This window comes from Streptomyces sp. NBC_00005 (assembly GCF_045160215.1).
In the GTDB taxonomy this organism is placed as follows: domain Bacteria; phylum Actinomycetota; class Actinomycetes; order Streptomycetales; family Streptomycetaceae; genus Streptomyces.
Map to the genome: position 1 here is coordinate 741772 of NZ_CP108316.1, position 17707 is coordinate 759478.

The following is a 17707-nucleotide window of genomic DNA, read 5'->3' on the forward strand; positions in this document are numbered from 1 at the left end:
TTGCTCAGAAGCGCGTTACTCAGAGGGGCGTTCGGTTGTTGCGGATGTTTCGGACCGGAGCGGCTCTCCGCCCGTGTTCTCACGCCTGCCGGGGCGTCAGGACGCGGGCGGGCCGAGGGTCTCCCCGTACGTCAGCTCGCAGCCGAGCAGTAGCTGAGTGGCGGACGTCTGCCCGTGCAGCACGTCGAGCAGCAGTTCCACCGCCTGCTGCCCCATCTGCTGCCGGGGGATGTGGAACCCGGTGAAGTCCAGGGACGAGTCGACCGGGATGGTCGGGTCGCCCAGGGTGACCATCGACAGATCGCGCGGCACCGACAGGCCCTGTCCCGACGCGGCCGCCGCCAGGGCCACCGCTTCGGCCTCCACCTCCACGAACACCGCGGTGACACCCGCCTCCAACAGCCGGGCCAGCCGCTCTGCCGGATCCGGCGTCCGGGCCGAGAGGAACAGCGCCTCTGCCCCGGCCGCCCGGCGAAAGCCCGTGAGCCGGTCCGCGGAGGACTCCGCCCCCGTACCGGGGCCCACGAAGGCGAAGCGCCGATGTCCGAGGGCGCGGGCCCGCTCGACGAGTTGAGCGGTCACGTTCACGTAGTCGGCGCCCACGTACGGCACCGGCCGGCCGTCGGCGTCGTCGCGGCGGCCCACGCAGACGAACGGATAGCCTTCCGCCACCAGCCTGCTGAGCTCATCCGACGGAATTTCACGTCCCAGCAGGACACAGCCGTCCGCGACCCGCAGCCGGTTGTTCTCGTGGAAGATCCGCCGCTGCCCGTCGCGCACCGGTGCCGAGGTGAACAGCAGCAGATCGCATCCGCTGCGCTCCGCGCTCTCCTCGATGCCCCGCAGGAACGGGTGGTAGAAGTCGGCGCTGGTGCTGGGGAAGACCGGCTCGTAGGTGAACACGCCCAGGATCTGGTTGAGCTGCTTGAGCATCCGGCGGGCCAGCGGATCCGCCGCGTACCCGGTCTCCCGGATCACCTGCAGCACCCGGTCCCGGGTCTCGGGGGCGATCCGGGCACCGGCGTCCCCGCGGTTGTTGAGCACCAGCGAGACCGTGGTCTGGCTGACGCCCGCGAGCCGGGCGATGTCACGCTGGGTGAGCCTTCCGGGAGCCTGGCCCATAAGTGATCGCCCCCTCATTGATGATGCTAATACGCATTGCTAGTCAGGTGAACGGACCGTAGAGCGCGTGACGCAGGCCCGTCAAGAGGTCCGACCGCGACAGCAAATACCTGAAGTAATTCGCATTAGCACCTTGACGGCTGCTCCGGACAAGGCGACTGTGTCCGATCAGTCGAACGGTCACGCACCGCCGGCGACCATCGCCGCCCTCGCTCACCGCTCGTGCACGCACCGCTCATGCACGCACCGCTTCACTCACCGCCCAGGAGCCGCCTTGTGAAGTACGGAACCTCCGTGTCGCGCCGCGCACTGCTGACAGCCGCCGGGGCCGCGGGGCTCGCGGCCGCCCTGCCCGCGCCCCGTGCCCTGGCCACGGGAAGCCTCCCCAACCTCGCGCCCCTGCCCGTCGGCACACCCCACCGGGGCGCCTTCGCCGCCGAGGAACAACGCTTCGCCCCCTACCTCGTGAGCCTCGCCCAGATGGTCAACGACATCGAGGGAAGCAACCCTTCGACCTTCGGTTTCATGGGCGGCGGATGGTGGCGTACGCCGTCGGCGCCGTACAACGCCCGAGTGCAGGAACACGTCTACACGCTGGCCTGGTTCCTCACCAACGCCCGCTCCTGGAATCCGTATGCGGGCGATGCGGCGCTGCTGGCGGGCCTGGACGCGGCACTCGGCCACTACCTGAGCCTCCAGCACCCCGACGGCTCATGGTCGGAGTACAGCGCCGCCGAGCACTCCCTGCCCGCCACCGGCTTCGCACTCGGCTACCTCAGCAAGACCCACGTCCTGCTCAAGGAAGCGAACCTGCTGCCGGCCCGGCGCACCCAGATCGCCCAGGCGCTGCACTCCGCGATGACCTGGCTTCTCAACCCGTCAAACGACGGCGTGTGGCAGACCCCGATCCACTACGCGAACCAGGTCACCGCGGGCCTCGCGGGCTCGGCCCTGGCGCTCAGAACCAACCCCGACGCGGACCTGAGCACACAGCTGAACAACGCCTTCGCCCGCTTGGCGGACAACGGGCAGAGCACGGCCGGCTTCTTCCACGAGAAGGGCGGCATGGACATGAACTACAACTTCGAGGTGATGCTGCCGGAATTGGCGGACGCGTGGCGCCAGTCGAACAACAGCCACCTGGTGACGATGGCCGCGAAGTACACGGACTGGCTCGGTTACAACCTGCTGCGCGAACCCGACGGCTCCGGCTGGTTCACCAACATCGCACCGTCCACCCGGACCAGCACACTCGCCTACGCCGACACCCGCCCCGACCCCGAACGCACCGCTCTCAACGCCCAGTTCGTCCCCGCCGTGCCGGCACTGGGAGCATTCCTGTCCGCACGCGAGGACCTCGCCGCCGCCCGCGCCGCCTGGGCCGCGGACACCTCGCCGGTGCCGGGCCTGGTCAAGCAGGACACCTCCCCACGGATCCTCAGTCACTCGATCTACGGCGAGCGCTACCCGACCAGGCAGGCAAAGAGCGCGGCCATCGCGGCCGTGCCCTACATAGCCTCGAAGAACTTCACCGAGCACCGCACCGACCACGGCCAGGACTTCCTCTACATCCGCCGCCCCAACGTCTACCTCGGCGCCTACCTCGGCACCAGACCGACCACCCTCGCACGCACCGGCCTGGCGTTCCTCTGGCACCCAGTAGCCGGCACGATCATCCAATCCCTGAACAACAACAACTACGGCGTGTGGTCCACCGTGCTGCCCGGCCAGATCCCTGACTCCGACGGCCCGCAGACCGGCCAGTTCTTCGGCGGCAAGCCCTACGCGTTCCGCTTCTCCACCCCAAGCGGATCGGTGGTCACCGGCGTAAAGGTCGGCAACGGCCTGGTGCAGCGCTCGGTACGGGCCACCTCATCCGCGACGGAAACCATGCCGCTGATCCTCAAGGAGTCCGACCGGGTGGTCTTCTCCAACGGCACCACCGTGCCGTGGGGCGGCTCGGCCTCGGCCACCGCAACGGGCATCGACCTGCACCGCGGCCCCGGCGTCGTACACATCAGCTGGGGCACGCCCCACCCGGCCACCATCGCGGCGGCCTCGATCACATACCTGGGCGGCACCCGAAGGATGCACATCCTGAAGGTCCCCCACGCCGGCACGATCGACGTGAGCATCAGACTCGCCTACTGACGCCGGGCCGCTCGCCAACACCCCCTGGGGCATGCCTGCATTCGGCAGGTTGGGGCGAGGGGCAGCAGCCTCGGCCGACTGCCCGTCGCCCCAACCTCCCTCTCGGGTCGACACGACGTTCCTCCATGGTGTCCAGCCGTAGCCGGGTGTGGCCAAGCTTGTGGGCCTCGGTTTCGACGGCAGCCAGCAGACTCCGGCCGATCCCTTGGCCGCGGAACGCAGGGCGCACGAACACGCGCTTGATCTCGCCGACGTCTGGGGACAGCGCCCGGATGCCAATGCAGCCCGCCGGGCTACTGTTGACCCTCGCCAGAAGAAACAGCCCACCGGGTGGGACCAGTCCCGTATTGCCCGCCGGCGCCTCGGTTTGACCGTGCAGCAGCGGACCTCTCCAGCGTTGGAAGAGCTCCTGCTGATACTCCTCCAGCAGTTCCCGGCCGTCAGCAGCGTCGACCGGCTCGGCGTTGATAACGGTGTTGCTCACCGGTTCCTCTTTCGCATGAGTCGCACTTCGTACTGTGGGCCCGCGTTCCGCACTGCCTCCAGGAGTCTCCAGTCCTTGTGCCTGGCGTGGTCGGTGCCGTCCGGATGCTCAGTTGTGAAGGCAGTGAGAGCTGGTCAAGTGTTCGTGGGTGATAGGTGGTTGGGGAGGTCGGTGAGCTGCTCGATGCGGGGGACCGTCTCGTCTGCTGTCGGCGATGGTCCACCGGTGACGAAGTCGATGCCGCGGTCCAGCCAGATGCCGGTGATTCCGGCGAGGGCGCCCTGGGCGAGTCGGTCAAGGCTCTGCGGCTGTCCGGGATGCTGGAGACCCTGGACGTCCGCCTCGCCCAAGTCCACGGTGGCGAGCTGGGACACCTCGACTTCCCGCAGGTCCTCTGCCAGGACGAGACCACCCGCCGGACACCGTCGCCTTCCAACGCCGCTTGCACCGCCCGAAGGTGGCCCGGTCTTCGCAGCCCAGGAGGAATTTGGCGGACTTCACGCCGGAACACAGTGGGTCCACCTCCCCGGCCAGACGTAAGCCTCCGCCCTGACCGTCCAGTCCGAATGCTCCAGGCGGGGCTTCGTCCATACCCGACCCCTTTTGGAACTCATGAACGACCCTTGGAATGTCATGACTCGATCATGGCCTTCCAAAGATCGTTCCAGCTTCGGTCGTTCGCCGGTGACCCTTGGCAAGATGCGCGATGGAGATGCGCATCCCCGCAGGTCAGACCAGCCTGCGGTACATCTCATCGAGATCAACGGGGAGGACCAATGAAACTCAAGAAGCTTGCCGCCGCCTCAGTGGGGGCCGGCATCGTCCTGGCCGGCACTGTCGTCGGTGTGGCGACGCCCGCCATGGCCGCAACGAACTGCAGCACCTGGATATCCAGCAACCAGGGGACCGGTTACGCGAAGTGCACCGGGGGCGTCACCCGCTTCGACACCCACCGGGTGAAGGTGGTGTGCATCGACTCTCGCGGCACGAAGGCCACCAGGTACGGCGCCTGGGTCGACACCCGCAAGGGCGAGACCTCGAAGGCCGTCTGCAGCACCGACCCGGGGAACACCGGTGTCGCGGTGTACAGGGTCAGCGTCGAAACGGACACGCCCTGATACGACGAGGAAGCCCGGTAACCCGTCGGGATGCTGCCGGGTGATTCAGGGCCTCGCGTGACGTCGGCCTTCACGTCCCGATTGTGGACTTGGAGGCCGACGTTGTCCCTTCTACGGATGCAACAGCACCCGCGGGCACTCAGAGGGCGGTATGTAACCATTTGTCCGGTTCGCCGTTGTGTGTGGATGGGGCGCAGTGATCAGTTGCTTGGGGTTGGCCGATACCGGGTGCCGGGCGAGGGAACTCAGTGGGCGGGAACCGGCTCGGACGACGGCTGCCACTCCCGCCTGATCAGCCCGTAGACCCACGAGTCGGAGACCTCGCCGTTGACGACGCAGTCTTCCCGCAACGTCCCTTCACGCACGAAGCCGAGCTTCTCCAGCACGCGGGCAGAAGCCACGTTGCGCGTATCGGTCTCAGCTTGGACGCGATTGAGGTCCAGCGTGTCGAAGGCCCACCGCAGCACAGCGCGCGCGGCCTCGGTCGCGTAGCCGTGGCCCCACGCCGCATCGGCGAAGCAGTAGCCAAGCGATGCGCTGCGGTAGTCCGGATTCCACCCGTTCAGGCTGCACCAGCCGATGAACGCCCCGTCAAAGACACGATCTACGGCCAGCCGCGCCCCGGTGCCCTCCTGTGCCATCTGCCCGCAGGCCGTGATGAACTTCTCGGCGCGCACGCGTTCGCTCCACGGTGGCGCGTCCCAGTAGCGCAGCACGTAGGCGCTGCTGTGCAGTGCGAAGAGGTCGTTGGCATCCGCGTCTTCGAAGGCGCGCAGTCGAAGGCGAGCCGTGTGCAACGAGGGGGTGGGCAGCGACGTCCTCACGTTCCCTCCCTTGATCGGTGGGCGATCATTCAGACATCCGATGCGGGTCACTCGCAACGGGTTTTCTCGGCGGGCCGGCAGAACGACGAGTCCGCTCATCGGCGCGGCCGAGCGCCCCCAGAGGGCGGCATCTGAGGTGATGCCCGGTCTGGCCTTTCGGTTGGGCTGAGCAGGCTGGTTGCGGCCCGCCGTAGAGGCTACGGCCTTGGCAGGGTGAACAGGCCCTGCTCGGTCTCGGCCAGGATCCCCCGCTCGGCGAGCCGCTTGAGCATCAGACGGACGTTGTTGATGTTGCTGGGAGCGATCTCCACGTCCATCGCCTCACACACCGCCCGCGCCCGCAGCGGGGCATCGGCCGCGGCGAACACCTCCGTGATCTGCTGGTAGGCCGGATGGTTCGGCAGCTTCGCGGCCAGCGGTACGGGCAGTGGCAGATCGGGCAGCTCCAGCAGCGTCTTGCGAGTGACCCGGACCTCCTCGGCGGCGGTGTCGAAGGCGTTGTCGTGGGCGGAGGCGGCGAGCACCACCACGGCGATCACCAGGCGCAGGACGTCAACGGCCAGCTGCCCGGCCGTGAAGGGTGGACGATGACCTGCGGGTGCTGATCGCGCCGCTGCTGCCGCCCTGGCCCGAGAAGGCTCCTGGCCCGCGGCCGGTGCCGGACAGTCTGTGCCTGCAGGGCATCCTCTACGTGCTGCACAACGACATCGCCTGGCAACTGCTGCCCCTGGAGCCGGAGTTCGGCTCGGGCCACACCTGCTGGCGGCGGCTGGAGCGCCGGCCGCCGCGGCCATGTGGCCATCATCGGGGTCCCGGTCACGCAAGCGCCGTGACCGGGGCCCCAGGATCAGCTACCGCGGAAGGTGCCGACCGCCGCTAGTTCCGGTACCGGAACACGATCCGGCCGCGCGTCAGGTCGTACGGCGGGAGCTCCACCAGCACCCGGTCTTCCAGCATGATCTTGATGTAGTTCTTGCGGATCTTCCCGCTGATGTGCGCGAGCACCTGGTGGCCGTTCTCGAGCTCCACGGTGAACATGGCGCTGCGCAGACACTCGACGACCTTGCCCTCGACTTCGATGACGTTCTTGTTCTTCGTCATCGCACCAGCTCCAGGTTGCTGCTCAGCGGCCGGGCGCCGATGCCCTCGAACAGTGCCGAGGCTGCTTGGTTGGACTCGTGGACTTCGGTCCAGGCCGCGGCGAACCCGGAGCGGTGCAGCGTCCCCAGCGCGTGGGCCAGCAGCGCCCGCGCGATGCCGCGGCGCTGCTCGCCGGCCCGGACCGCGACCAGCCCGATGCGCGGCCGCTTCACCGTCACCACCCGGATCAGACCCAGGTAGCGGTCCGGCGCCGCGGCCACCGCGTACTTCGACGGGTCGACGATGGTGTCGCCTTCGGGGCGGGAAATCACCTCCGCGGGCATCGACTGCCACCCGACGGTCGCCTCGACTTCGTCGCGGATCGCGCGGTCCACCGCCCGCAGCAGACTCTCGTCCGCCTGGCCGGCGGCCACGATCGTCACGCCCGAAGGCGGCAGGACTGCTTCGAGCCCTGTGACCCGCGGGTCGGTCGGCACGACGTACTCCCACTCGCGGCGCCGGATCGTGAACCCGGCCCGCCGCCAGCCGGCCGTCAGCTCGGCGTCGGCTTCGTCGACCACCGTGTACAGCGGCGCCGGCAGTTGTGCCAGCATCGCCTCGGCGAGCCGGTCGAAGGCGGCGTCGTGCCAGGCGTCGATGCTGACGAACAGGCGTCCGTCGGGCCGGTGCTGCGCATGCCCGCGGCCGACCACCAGGTCGTCATCCAGTGCATGCCATTGCCTGTCCGCGACACGTGTGATCATCACCGCGTTCTCGCTCAGGCCAGATGTGAAAGGCTTCGTGTTCATCGGAGTCTCCCTCCAGGAGTGCCTCGATCTCAGGCGCTCCTGGCGACACCGAACGTCAGCCGCCGGACCGTGACGGGTTGAGGGAGCACCCATGGGTAACTGTGTTCACGGGGCTCACCTCCATACGACGATTTGACGGTCCACCGCGAAAGTAGCAGCGGGGTGGCGCCTCGCTCAAATCATTTCCTATGAGCTCGTAACGAGATCATGATCCGGTCTTCTTGAGGCGTCTCCAGCAGATGAGGCTGCAAGCCAGCCTTCTTCCACCCTGTTGAAGAAGCCTGAGACAACCATCCGAGCTCTGCCTTCATGCGCGGGACAACAGGGTGGCGCCAGAAGTCTGTCAATCTGTTTAGGGGAGGGTTCGGGGTAGTCCGAAGCGCGTCATGGCGTTGGTGTTGAAGCCGGTGATGGCGGTGATCTGGTCGCCGGCGGTGGTGATGACCAGGAGGGCGTAGGCGCGGTAGACACTGGCGTGGGGGTCTGCCAGGTACAAGCCGAGGGCGGGCTGGCCGTTGGCGCGGGTGGGTACCACGCGGTAGGTGCGGCCGGGGCGGAAGGTGGCGGCGGCGAAGAAGCGCTGGGCTGATTCGATGCCGCGGTATTCCAGCATGGCCGGGGGCATGGAGAGTCTCACGTCGCTGACGAGCAGTTCGATCAGGGCGTCCAGGTCGGCGTGTTCCAGGGCGTCGGTGAGCCGGGCGACGAGCCGGTGTTCGGCGGCGGTGTCGGGTTGGCGTGCAGGCCTGCGGTTGCCGGTGCCGCTGCTGCCCGTGCTGCTGCCGGTGCTGCTGGAGTCGGCGAGGTGGTTGTCGACGGTGGCCCGCGCTCGTTTGAGGGCGCTTTGAACCGATTCCTGGGTGGCATCGAGCATTTGGGCGACTTCGGCGGCGTGGTAGCCCAGGACATCGCGGAGGACGAGCGCGGCGCGTTGGCGTGGGGGCAGCAGTTGCAGGGCGGTGATGAAGGCCAGGGAGATGGCCTCGGTGGTCTCGTAGCGGGCCTCCGGTCCGGGGCGCTGGTCGACGAGGTGGTCGAGAAGGACGTCGGGGTAGGGCTCCAGCCAGGGCGGGGCATCGCCGGCGCCGGAGGGCTCGGGCAGGGTGGCCTGGGGCAGCGGCGGGGCGATGCGGGGGCGTCGGCTGTCGGCGCGCAACATGCTCAGGCACCGATTGGTCGCGATCTTGTAGAGCCAGGTCCGGAGCGAGGACTGCTGGCCGAAGCCGCCGAGGTTACGCCAGGCGGACACGAGGGTCTCCTGGAGTGCGTCCTCGGCGTCCTGCAGGGATCCCAGGATGCGGTAGCAGTGCACCTGCAACTCGTGCGAGTGGCCCTGGACCAGGTCGCGGAACGCGTTGTGGTCGCCGGCCCGAGCCTGAGCGATCAGGTCCGTCGTGTCCATCTCCATCGGCAGGCATCCTCGCTTCTCTTCTTTCCGCAGGGCGCGTTCGGCTTGTCTATCGATACCGACGCCGCCGGGCCCGCGAATTGGGCGGTGTCCGCGCGCCCAATTCATGGCCGTGCCGCCGTCTACCCGATTGGAGGCGGTCCCGGTCCGGGGCGCGCCCCGGACACAGAACAGGACCACAGATCATGGCCAGGTACGTTTTCTCCTTCCGTGTGCCCTCCGACTACACGCCCCACGCCGGGACGCCGACCGAGTGGCAGGCCTGGTTCGGCGCGTTGGGCTCGGCCCTGGTGGACGTCGGCAATGCGGTGACCGATTACGCCTCGCTCGGCGAGGTCGGCGGCAGCGGCTCCCGGATGGTCGCCTACTCGGTGGTGTCCGCCGAGGACATGGACTCCGCGCTGGCGCTGGCCAAGGACTGCCCGGTGCTGCGGGTCGGCGGCGGGGTCGAGGTCGGCCCCGTGATGGAAGCCGCCGGGTCGTGAGCGACGCCATGACCGGGTCGACGGCGCCGCCGGTAGGGTCGTTCCTGGCGACCGGGCGTGGCAGGGTCACGCTGGCGCTGCTGTGCGCGGTGACCTTCCTGGACGTCGTGGACGGCTCGATCGTGAACGTCGCGCTGCCGACCATCCGTACGCATCTGGGGTTCTCGGTGCAGAACCTGCAGTGGGTGGTCAGCGGCTATCTGATCACCTATGGCGGGTTCCTGCTGCTGGGCGGTCGGGCCGGGGACCTGCTGGGGCGGCGGCGGCTGCTGATCGCCGGGACAGCGCTGTTCGCGGCGTCCTCGCTGGCCTGCGGGTTGGCCGACAGCCAGGGGCTGCTGGTCGGCGCCCGGCTCGCCCAGGGTTTCGGGGCGGCGATGATGTCCCCGGCCGCGCTGTCCATCCTGACCACCACCTTCCAGGACTCCGACCGGCACAAGGCGCTGGGCGTGTGGGCCGGGATCAGCGGGCTGGCTGCCGCAGTCGGAGTGTTCTTCGGCGGGCTGCTCACCCAGGACTTCGGCTGGCGGTGGGTGTTCTTCGTGAACCTCCCGCTGTGCGCGCTGGTGCTGATCGGGGCGTTCCGGATCCTGAAGGCCGACCACGGCCGGTCCGTGCCGGGCGGTTTCGACGCGGTCGGCGCGGTGCTGGTCACCGCGAGCATGCTGCTGCTGATCTTCACTTTGGTGAAGGCTCCGGACGAGGGCTGGGGTGCGGGACGCACCATCGGCGGGCTGGCCGCCTCGGCGGTGCTGACGGCCGCGTTCGGGGTCAACGAGCAGCGGCGCACCCATCCACTGGTCCCGATGTCGATCTTCCGGATCAAGGGCCTGGCCGCGGCCGACGCCACCCAGGTGATCGCCTGGGCCGGGTTCTACTCGATGTTCTTCTTCGTCACTCTGTACATGCAGAACGTCCTGGGCTATTCCCAACTGCGGACCGGGCTCTCGTATCTGCCGGTGACCGTCGGCATCGGGTTCGGCTCCACCGTGGCGACGAAGATGTTCATCCGGACCGGTACCCGTCCGATCATCGTCTCCGGTGCGGTGCTCGCTGCCGGTGGCATCTTCTGGCTCTCCCGCATCCCAGTGGATGGAACCTATCTCGGCGACCTGCTCGCCCCGCTGGTGGTCATGGCGACCGGATTGGGGCTGCTGTATGCCGGTGTGCAAACGGCCGCGAACGCGGGCGTGCCGGAGGATCAGTCCGGATTGGCCGCGGCCCTGATCACCACCTCTTTCCAGCTCGGGTCAGCGCTCGGCCTGGCGGTGTTCAGCGGGATCGCGACCAGTCGCACCAGCCACCTGCTGGCCGCCCACACCCCGCCCCCGGAGGCACTCACCGCCGGATTCCAGCGGGCCCTGCTCGTCAGCGCCCTCTGCTTCGTGGCAGCCGGAGCCATCGCGCTGCGAGCCTCCAACACCCGCGGCGAACCCGCCGCCACACCAGAAACCCAACAAAACCTGGAACCCTCCTACGACCCCGCATAACACAAGACAACGAAATCCCGGGATGGCGTTCAATGCCATCCCGGGATTCTCCGACCCCCCGAGGAACCACCAAGGCGGCCAGTTCCCGCTCGGACGCATCGTTCGTCACGACCGGTGACCGTGGCGACCGTGGACACCACTTTCCCTCTGAACTGCAGAACCTCCAGGGTTCGTTCAGTCAACGGGGCGTCCGCTGCTCCGTCCTCCAGGTGGACTCCCGCCAGCGACCCCGCGCCTCATCGAGATCATCCAGAACCTCCGAGTACGCATCCGCGAGGCCCGAGCCAACGGCTGGCTCGGCGAGGTCCAGGGACTCCAGGTCAGCTTCGACGCTGCGATGGCCAAGCTCCACAGCCTCAAGCGGGCTCCGACCGATGGTGAGCCGCAGTTGGTCGACCTTGGTATGCCGGTCTTCACCGACCACGCACCCCTGCCCCAGCAGAGACCGGGAAGGTGGGTTCGGATGCCGGCCCTGATCCTGTCAGGGAGCGAGTTCGACTTGGCGAAGACTGTGGAACACCGCCGGGGTCGTCCATCCGCGCAATGTGGCGTGAATCGCCGATCGGAATGCGGCCTCGGCCGTGGCGGCGTCGAGGGCCCCGGCCAATTCGAGAGTCACTAGCCCGTGCAGGGTGGCCCAGATCGACAGGGCGATCGACGTTGCTTCGCCGACGAGGACGGACGCCGCCAACGCGCGATCGATCGCCGCGAGGAGCGGACGGATCGGGTCGCCGACACCGACCTCCCCCGACGGGTCGAAGGACTGCACACCACCGAACAGCACCGTGTACAGGTGGCTGTGTCCGCGCCCCCAACGACGGTAGGCGACGGCCAGCGCGTAGAGGTCGGCGAGAGGGTCCGCGGAGGTCTGCACCGCCGACACGTCCTGGAACAGGCCGGCGACGGCTCTGTCGCGCACCACACCGATCAGCCCGTCCTTGCCACCGAACAAGGAATACACCGCCGTCGTCGATGCCTCCGCAGCAGCGGCCACGGCGCGGACCGTGACCAACTCCCGCGGACGAGTGGCGAGCATCTCGGTCGCGCACACCACAAGCCGCTCTTTGACGGCCTCGTCGTTTGTTCTCGGCCTACCCACGGACCGCAGCCTACCCTCTCTGATAACGTCGTTTTGAAACAGCGTTCTGAAACTGTCGGAGGTCCGCCGTGCCCACGTCCGCCATACGTCTCGTCCGATTCACCGGACGCTTACTGCTGGCCCTGGCCGCCGTCGCGATGCTGCTCGTCGTCTTTCTCGCACTGATCGCCCTCACAGACGGGGCAGGCTCGGGGCTCGCCGCATGGTTGACGACCCTTGGAGTCGGGGCTGTCCTCGCCATGTGGCGGGGTCGGCGCCGCACTTGGCCGGCGCGGCTCGTGCCGTTCCTGCCCGTGGTTGTCGCGGCCGCACTAACGGTGTCGGTCTGCATCCCGACCGTGCCGACGGCCCGGCGGTACCCGCCCGCCCTGCCGTTCGTGACCACGCAGCACTGGAGCCTGACCACAGGCAGCCGGGTCGCGGTGTACCACTACCCGCCCGCGAACCCCCGCACCCGGCATCCCATCCCGTTCGTGTACCTCAACGGCGGACCGGTCCGTGGCATCTCGGTGCTCGACCACCGGTTCCTGCAACTCCTGGCACGCCAGGGCTACGACGTCTACGCCTACGAACAGGCCGGTGGCGGACGAAGCGACCTCCTCCCCATGGGCCAGTACACGATCTCCAGATCGGTCCGCGACCTCGCCGCCTTCGTCGACCGCCTGAACAAGGGCAAGGTCGACATCCTCGGATTCTCATCAGGCGGGGTCGTGCTCACCCGAGCCCTGGCCGACCCGAGCGTCGCCGCACGCTTGCACCGGGCGATCATCGCCGAGCCCGGCCCGATGGACGGCCCCACCGCACACATCACCGGGCACAAGGGCCGAAAAACCGCACGGGGCCTCGCGCCGGCCGTGACCGGACCTCGATCGACGCACGTCCCCCGGTACGCCGTGGCATTCGGCCTGATGCGACTCGGACTCCTCACCCCCGACACCGGACTGATCGGACAGGCCGAAGGCGACAACGCCTTCACCGCCGCAGACCTCGGCAGCGACACCTCATCCGCCTACTGCGCGCGCGACGCGCACCGCATCCCCGCCGAGGAGACCGCACAGAACTTCTCCTTCAGCCCCGCCGCAAGTCTCCGCGTCCAGCAGACGGTCAAGGACTCGCCCTCCATCACACCGCAACTGAGGCAGTCCCGGACTCCCGCGATGCTGATGATCGCCGAGTGCTCCTCCCAGGTCCGTCAATGGGCAACCGCCATCCTTGCCAATGACCCCGCAATCCAGCGCACGCAGTACATGCCCGGAGTCGGACACCACATGTGGAACGGCCTGGACGACAACAACGACCGAGCCGCGGCCGTCATCACTGCGTTCCTTCAGGCCGAGCCGGCCCCCCTGCCGAACTACCCGACCCGCGACGAGATCCCTACCTTCCTGCACGATCACAAATGACGACGTTGCAGCCCGTCACCGGCAACGGCGGGCGAACCCTCGAAGCGGTCCAGGCCCTGCGCCAGGTACAGCCAAGAACGACCTCATAAGGACCGGTCGTTGCCGCGCAGCTCAGTCGTCGTACTGATGGCCTCGAACTCGCCATCAGGGTCTTCTTCGGTGCCCAACAGGTGTCGGTGACCGCCTTCGTGGTGGAGCACGGTGCGCCGGGCGGCGCGGTCCCGATCTTCGCCGTGTCCCAGTTGCAGCGGTCTGCTGGTCGGCTGGCTGTACGGACTGTGCGGGTGGCGCGGGTGGCGTGCCACTCCCCGGTACAACTATTGGCGGCGACCAGTGCGTTGATGCCCGGCACTTTGCTGTTGGCTCACGGTCGGCTCACCGTTCGGGCTCGGATTGGTCGTGGTCCTCACCGGTGCCACGCTCCAGCCTCTTCTGGTGCTCTTCTCCGGGCTCACCGAGTCGACCGTCCACTCGGCCGTCCTGACCCAGACGTTCGCCTGGCTCGGCTCCGCCGGCGCGGCGGGCTCGGCTGCCGCGGCGGCAGTCTCCGGCATTCCGGCCGGATGAAGCCGTCCAGTCCCCCACCCGGCCAGAGTCCCAACACCGGTCGCCTCGCCGCACCACGCTCCTGCGGAAGCGAAAGACCAGGACCTGCAGACCTGCGGGCCGAAGAAGACATCATCGGCCCGCACCACGCCACCCGAGGACGGCCGACGATCCGATCCTTCAGGCATGAGCCGGTACTGGGCCTCTGCGCTTCCTGCGGCTGCCGCACCACGCCCCGACCCGGTGCACGTACCCCACCGGCAGGCGCAGATCCACAGCCCTTGTAGGGCCATGCCCGAGTTGTTGCGCCCATCAGGAGCGCAGGGGGAGCCGCGCCGATAGGCTGATGGGGCTCGGCACATCAGCTTGCGCTCAGCCGAAATTCCAGCGACCGCAGCACAGGAGGAATCGTGGCCGGTCAGTTTGAGGCAACAGCCGAGATCAATCGCCCTGTCGAAGAAGTCTTCGCCTTCCTCTCCGCCGGTACGAACGACCCCAAGTTCAGCCCGAGGGTCCAGGCGATCACGAAGACTCCGGAAGGACCGACGGCAGTGGGCACGGTCTTTACGAGCACGGTCAAGGACGCAGGCATGAAGACCGGCCGGGAGTTCCGGATCACCGAATTCGAGGCTCCCCACCGAATCCGCTGGGCAGAGGCCTCGAAGAACATCGTGACGGCGGACGAAGGTGGTTACGACCTGGAGTCCACCGGTCCGGGCACGACCAAGCTGAGGATCTTCAATGTCCTCGAGGGGCATGGCATCGGAAAACTGCTCGTGGGCTTCGCGCTGAGTGCGGCACGCAAGGACGCGCCCGCGTTCGGGCAGCGGATCAAGACGGCGGTGGAGGCGTCCTGAGAGGCCGAGCCCGAGGTACAAAGCGACGGTCAGGGCCGGCGCTTCGACGTCTGCTCGAAGCATGTGACGCCGCTACTCAACCGTGTGCGAAGCCGGTCGCAGACGATCGGTCTCCCCGACGATCACAGTGATGCGTGCCGCGCTCCCCACGTAGAACGTCGTACAGCGCGTCCGTCCGGCGGGTGGACCGAATCCGCAGACAGGCATACGTGGGCAACCGTGTCCGTAGGTGCTCACGTTCTCGCCGGTACCGGCCGCCGCAGCAGGTAGACGGCCGCGGTCGAGACCAGGACGGCCATGCACGCGATGAACACCAGCCCTGCGCCCTCCAGGCCGATGGGACCAGTCAGCACACCCACCGCGATCACCGGCACGGAGATGCCCGTGTAGGCCACCACGAACAGCGTCGAGATCACCGCCGCGCGGCTGCCCGCCGGAGACGCCTCGGCAACCGCGGACAGCGCCCCGCGAAACGCCAGGCCCTGCCCGCCCCCGCCCATGAGCGCACTCAGCACCAGCAGCGACATCAGGTCCCACCGCAGCGCGCCCGCAAGCAGCGCCAGTCCGGCCAGGAGCGCGGCGCAGCCCACCGGGAGCGATCGCCCCACACCGACCGGGCCCACCGCCAGTTGTCCGCCGGTCGAGGCGAAGAAGGCCAGCGCGACGACCAGCCCGCTCACGGCATGGTTGTCCACATCCAGGGACTTCGCGAGGAACGCCGGACTGACCGACGTGAACACCCCGAACAACGCGAACCCCGCGAACGCTGCGATCGCCGCGGGCGCGAACACCGACCGTACCTGCGCGGGCAGACTGGGGCGTTGCGGCCGTACGGTGCTCAGCGGACGCAGGTCCCGTACGGTCTCCGCGAGCCGCACCAGGACGGCGGCCGAGCCGGCCACCAGCGCGAGATGCACGACGAACGGCAGGTAGAGCGGCCAGGCAGCGTACTGCGCGAGCACTCCGGCGAGCAGCGGGCCGCAGCCCAGCCCGCCCATGTTGGCTGCCGTCGCCACGAACGTGGCCCGCGAGGCGCCGCCGGACGGTGCCAGCTCCATCACGTACGCCGTGGCCGCCCCGGTGAACAGACCGGCGGACAGCCCCGACAGCAGACGTCCCGCATACAGCCAGCCCAGCCCTGTGGCACACAGGAAGCAGACAGCGCTCGCCGCCGCAAAGCCCAGGCCCCACAGCAGCACCGGACGCCGGCCCACCGCGTCCGAGGCATTGCCCATCAGCAGCAGTACGCCGATGACCCCGAAGGCGTACACGGCGTACACGATGGTCACCGTCAACTCGGAGAAGGCGAACTTCTCCTGGTAGAGGGGGTAGAGAGGGGTCGGCAGCGTGGTGCCTGCCATACACACGGCGAACACCGCCCCGCCGAGCAGACACGCTCGCCACCCCCGCCGATCACCATCCATGCCGCCGACCGTAAACCCGCACGCCACCCCGCACCCACCCGCCACACCACCGGCACGGGTGAGTGTCGGCAGGAGACCCACACCTGATCCATGACACTCCCCATCCATGACACTCCCTGCGGTGAGTACGGCTATGGCAGGTTGATCGGGTCGCCGGCGTTGGCGTCACCGAGCCAGATCTTCCGTGCCGGCTCGTCGTAGTAGACGATCTCGGCACAGGCACCTTCCGGTTCCTTGTCTGCCGTCTGGAAATGGCCTGTCGACCACTTGGTGAGGTCGTACTCGGCGAGGAGTTTGTTGGTCACCTTCCGGAACTCGGTGTAGCTGACGCAGGTGCGCTTGGCGAACTTCGTCCTGAGTTCGGTGCGGAAGTGGGCAAGGTTGAGTTGCTCACGGGTCGGTCCGCGATAGGGATCCGCGTGGTGGCGTGCGCACTGCTCGCGGCCGCCGGGATAGACCTGGATGGAGCCTTGCCGTGAGCTGTCCACGCAGGCGGTGAGTGTGTCGGGCGCGGGCGTACCGAAGGCGTCCTTCCACATCCCCCGGCACGCTTTCACAGGATCGTCGCTGACGGGATCGAAGTCGATGACGGCATCGGCGTTCTTCGAGCCGACGCAGGTCAGTCCCGTCGAGTCGAGCGTATGTCCCTTGCCGTCCCCGGCCACCCAGGCATACGTACCGGCGGTGGCGCCGGCCACCACCAGGGCGACTGCCGGCGCCAGGACCATTGCGCGCCTGCGCCGCCGCCGGGTGCGCTGCCGCACTGTCGCCAGGATGCGATCGGCGATCGGCGATTGCGGGTCGGTCGTCGTCGGTGCGGGATTCGGATCGTTGTCCCGGAGCTTCCGGGTGAGTTCGTCATCGCTCAACATGATCCTTCTCCTCGGTCGCAGTGGGGTGGGAGCTCGACGCGGCCAGCCGTTCGCGTAACCGCTGCCGGGCTCGGTGCAGACGTGTGTCGACCGCGCCGACGGAGATGCCGAGCACCGTGGCGATCTCATGGCGGGACAGGTCGTCCCAGTAGGCCAGGCGCAGCAGTTCCCGGTCGGGGGCCGACATCTTGTCCAGCGCCGCCGCCAGCTCATCGCCGTCGTCATCCGGAGGGCTGGTGCAGGGTGGATCGCGCTGTTCTGCCACCCTCCGCAGCAGCCGGGTCCAACGGCGCTGACTGCGGGCCTGGTTGGCGAGTACACGGCGCGCGATGCCCAGCAGCCACAGCATCGCCGCGTCATTGTCCGCGGGCAGATGCCGCCGTCTGCGCCAGGCCACCACATACACCTCGGCGACCGCGTCATGCGCAGCCGCCTCGCCGGTCCGGCGCAAGCAGTAGGCCATCACTCGACGGAACGTCTGCCGGAACAGCTGCTCCAACTGCTCACTGCGTTCATCCGCATTCATAACCCAGCA

20 protein-coding genes are annotated in these 17707 nt (G+C 68.2%); 8 read left to right on the forward strand and 12 right to left on the reverse strand.

Annotation, left to right across the window (positions count from 1 at the left end):
* Nucleotides 1-96 precede the first annotated feature (96 nt).
* On the reverse strand, nt 97-1122 hold the full coding sequence (locus OG303_RS03790; protein ID WP_405864684.1) for a LacI family DNA-binding transcriptional regulator: 1026 nt from the start codon (nt 1120-1122) through the stop codon (nt 97-99).
* Between the two features lie 276 nt (nt 1123-1398).
* On the opposite strand from OG303_RS03790, the gene OG303_RS03795 reads away from it, so the two are divergent.
* Complete coding sequence (locus OG303_RS03795) at nt 1399-3273, forward strand: hypothetical protein (protein ID WP_405864686.1); 1875 nt, start codon at nt 1399-1401, stop codon at nt 3271-3273.
* Here OG303_RS03795 and OG303_RS03800 read toward each other — a convergent pair.
* Nucleotides 3257-3757, reverse strand: coding sequence for a GNAT family N-acetyltransferase (locus OG303_RS03800; RefSeq protein WP_405864688.1), 501 nt, complete (start codon nt 3755-3757; stop codon nt 3257-3259). The genes OG303_RS03795 and OG303_RS03800 overlap by 17 nt on opposite strands.
* A gap of 134 nt (nt 3758-3891) precedes the next feature.
* The gene (locus tag OG303_RS03805; protein ID WP_405864690.1) at nt 3892-4131 is read right to left on the reverse strand and encodes a hypothetical protein; all 240 of its coding nucleotides are present in this window, start codon (nt 4129-4131) and stop codon (nt 3892-3894) included.
* A 402-nt stretch (nt 4132-4533) separates the two neighbouring features.
* Between OG303_RS03805 and OG303_RS03810 the strand changes: the two genes are divergently transcribed.
* The gene (locus OG303_RS03810) at nt 4534-4875 is read left to right on the forward strand and encodes a hypothetical protein (protein WP_405864692.1); all 342 of its coding nucleotides are present in this window, start codon (nt 4534-4536) and stop codon (nt 4873-4875) included.
* Nucleotides 4876-5120: 245 nt separating this feature from the next.
* Here OG303_RS03810 and OG303_RS03815 read toward each other — a convergent pair whose 3' ends face one another.
* Both OG303_RS03815 and OG303_RS03820 read right to left on the reverse strand, forming a co-directional pair.
* Complete coding sequence (locus OG303_RS03815) at nt 5121-5699, reverse strand: GNAT family N-acetyltransferase (protein WP_405864694.1); 579 nt, start codon at nt 5697-5699, stop codon at nt 5121-5123.
* Between the two features lie 197 nt (nt 5700-5896).
* A complete protein-coding gene (locus OG303_RS03820) occupies nt 5897-6238 on the reverse strand; it encodes a hypothetical protein (RefSeq protein ID WP_405864696.1) in 342 nt (113 codons plus the stop codon).
* A gap of 41 nt (nt 6239-6279) precedes the next feature.
* Between OG303_RS03820 and OG303_RS03825 the strand changes: the two genes are divergently transcribed.
* Nucleotides 6280-6579: a transposase gene (locus OG303_RS03825; protein ID WP_405864698.1), complete on the forward strand. Its 300-nt coding sequence runs from the start codon at nt 6280-6282 to the stop codon at nt 6577-6579.
* On the opposite strand, the gene infA is transcribed toward OG303_RS03825, so the two are convergent.
* From infA to OG303_RS03840, 3 genes are all read right to left on the reverse strand, one after another.
* Nucleotides 6576-6800 carry a translation initiation factor IF-1 gene (gene infA, locus OG303_RS03830; RefSeq protein ID WP_010981942.1) on the reverse strand — a complete coding sequence of 75 codons (225 nt, stop codon included), beginning with the start codon at nt 6798-6800 and terminating at the stop codon, nt 6576-6578. The two genes, OG303_RS03825 and infA, sit on opposite strands and share 4 nt — an antisense overlap.
* Complete coding sequence (locus tag OG303_RS03835; RefSeq protein WP_405864701.1) at nt 6797-7588, reverse strand: GNAT family N-acetyltransferase; 792 nt, start codon at nt 7586-7588, stop codon at nt 6797-6799. The genes infA and OG303_RS03835 overlap by 4 nt, the downstream gene beginning before the upstream one ends.
* A 352-nt stretch (nt 7589-7940) precedes the next feature.
* Nucleotides 7941-8996, reverse strand: coding sequence for an RNA polymerase subunit sigma-70 (locus OG303_RS03840; protein WP_405864703.1), 1056 nt, complete (start codon nt 8994-8996; stop codon nt 7941-7943).
* A 185-nt stretch (nt 8997-9181) separates the two neighbouring features.
* Between OG303_RS03840 and OG303_RS03845 the strand changes: the two genes are divergently transcribed.
* Both OG303_RS03845 and OG303_RS03850 read left to right on the forward strand, forming a co-directional pair.
* Nucleotides 9182-9481, forward strand: coding sequence for a hypothetical protein (locus OG303_RS03845; RefSeq protein ID WP_405864705.1), 300 nt, complete (start codon nt 9182-9184; stop codon nt 9479-9481).
* On the forward strand, nt 9478-10971 hold the full coding sequence (locus tag OG303_RS03850) for an MFS transporter (protein WP_405864707.1): 1494 nt from the start codon (nt 9478-9480) through the stop codon (nt 10969-10971). Before OG303_RS03845 ends, OG303_RS03850 begins: the two co-directional genes overlap by 4 nt.
* A 481-nt stretch (nt 10972-11452) precedes the next feature.
* On the opposite strand, the gene OG303_RS03855 is transcribed toward OG303_RS03850, so the two are convergent.
* Nucleotides 11453-12070, reverse strand: a complete 618-nt coding sequence (locus OG303_RS03855; RefSeq protein WP_405864709.1) for a TetR/AcrR family transcriptional regulator — start codon at nt 12068-12070, stop codon at nt 11453-11455.
* Nucleotides 12071-12138: 68 nt separating this feature from the next.
* On the opposite strand from OG303_RS03855, the gene OG303_RS03860 reads away from it, so the two are divergent.
* From OG303_RS03860 to OG303_RS03870, 3 genes are all read left to right on the forward strand, one after another.
* Entirely contained in the window at nt 12139-13473 is a 1335-nt protein-coding gene (locus OG303_RS03860; RefSeq protein ID WP_405864710.1) for an alpha/beta fold hydrolase, read from the forward strand.
* Between the two features lie 399 nt (nt 13474-13872).
* Nucleotides 13873-14040 carry a hypothetical protein gene (locus tag OG303_RS03865; protein ID WP_405864712.1) on the forward strand — a complete coding sequence of 56 codons (168 nt, stop codon included), beginning with the start codon at nt 13873-13875 and terminating at the stop codon, nt 14038-14040.
* Nucleotides 14041-14429: 389 nt separating this feature from the next.
* Nucleotides 14430-14876: an SRPBCC family protein gene (locus OG303_RS03870; RefSeq protein ID WP_405864714.1), complete on the forward strand. Its 447-nt coding sequence runs from the start codon at nt 14430-14432 to the stop codon at nt 14874-14876.
* Between the two features lie 233 nt (nt 14877-15109).
* Here the strand turns inward: OG303_RS03870 and OG303_RS03875 are convergent, their stop codons facing one another.
* The 3 genes from OG303_RS03875 to OG303_RS03885 form a co-directional block, all read right to left on the reverse strand.
* Nucleotides 15110-16300, reverse strand: a complete 1191-nt coding sequence (locus OG303_RS03875; protein WP_405864716.1) for an MFS transporter — start codon at nt 16298-16300, stop codon at nt 15110-15112.
* A 131-nt stretch (nt 16301-16431) separates the two neighbouring features.
* Nucleotides 16432-17172: a hypothetical protein gene (locus OG303_RS03880; RefSeq protein WP_405864718.1), complete on the reverse strand. Its 741-nt coding sequence runs from the start codon at nt 17170-17172 to the stop codon at nt 16432-16434.
* Nucleotides 17159-17698 (reverse strand): RNA polymerase sigma factor, encoded by a 540-nt coding sequence (locus OG303_RS03885; RefSeq protein WP_405864720.1) that lies wholly within the window; start codon nt 17696-17698, stop codon nt 17159-17161. The genes OG303_RS03880 and OG303_RS03885 overlap by 14 nt, the downstream gene beginning before the upstream one ends.
* Nucleotides 17699-17707: the final 9 nt, after the last annotated feature.

What these genes read in the sequence shown, in the direction of transcription:
- OG303_RS03790 (WP_405864684.1), bottom strand. Translation starts at nt 1,122, where the DNA reads ATGGGCCAGGCTCCCGGAAGGCTCACCCAGCGTGACATCGCCCGGCTC.
- OG303_RS03885 (WP_405864720.1), bottom strand. Translation starts at nt 17,698, where the DNA reads ATGAATGCGGATGAACGCAGTGAGCAGTTGGAGCAGCTGTTCCGGCAG.
- OG303_RS03875 (WP_405864716.1), bottom strand. Translation starts at nt 16,300, where the DNA reads ATGGATGGTGATCGGCGGGGGTGGCGAGCGTGTCTGCTCGGCGGGGCG.
- OG303_RS03840 (WP_405864703.1), bottom strand. Translation starts at nt 8,996, where the DNA reads ATGGAGATGGACACGACGGACCTGATCGCTCAGGCTCGGGCCGGCGAC.
- infA (WP_010981942.1), bottom strand. Translation starts at nt 6,800, where the DNA reads ATGACGAAGAACAAGAACGTCATCGAAGTCGAGGGCAAGGTCGTCGAG.
- OG303_RS03835 (WP_405864701.1), bottom strand. Translation starts at nt 7,588, where the DNA reads ATGAACACGAAGCCTTTCACATCTGGCCTGAGCGAGAACGCGGTGATG.
- OG303_RS03880 (WP_405864718.1), bottom strand. Translation starts at nt 17,172, where the DNA reads ATGTTGAGCGATGACGAACTCACCCGGAAGCTCCGGGACAACGATCCG.
- OG303_RS03810 (WP_405864692.1), top strand. Translation starts at nt 4,534, where the DNA reads ATGAAACTCAAGAAGCTTGCCGCCGCCTCAGTGGGGGCCGGCATCGTC.
- OG303_RS03845 (WP_405864705.1), top strand. Translation starts at nt 9,182, where the DNA reads ATGGCCAGGTACGTTTTCTCCTTCCGTGTGCCCTCCGACTACACGCCC.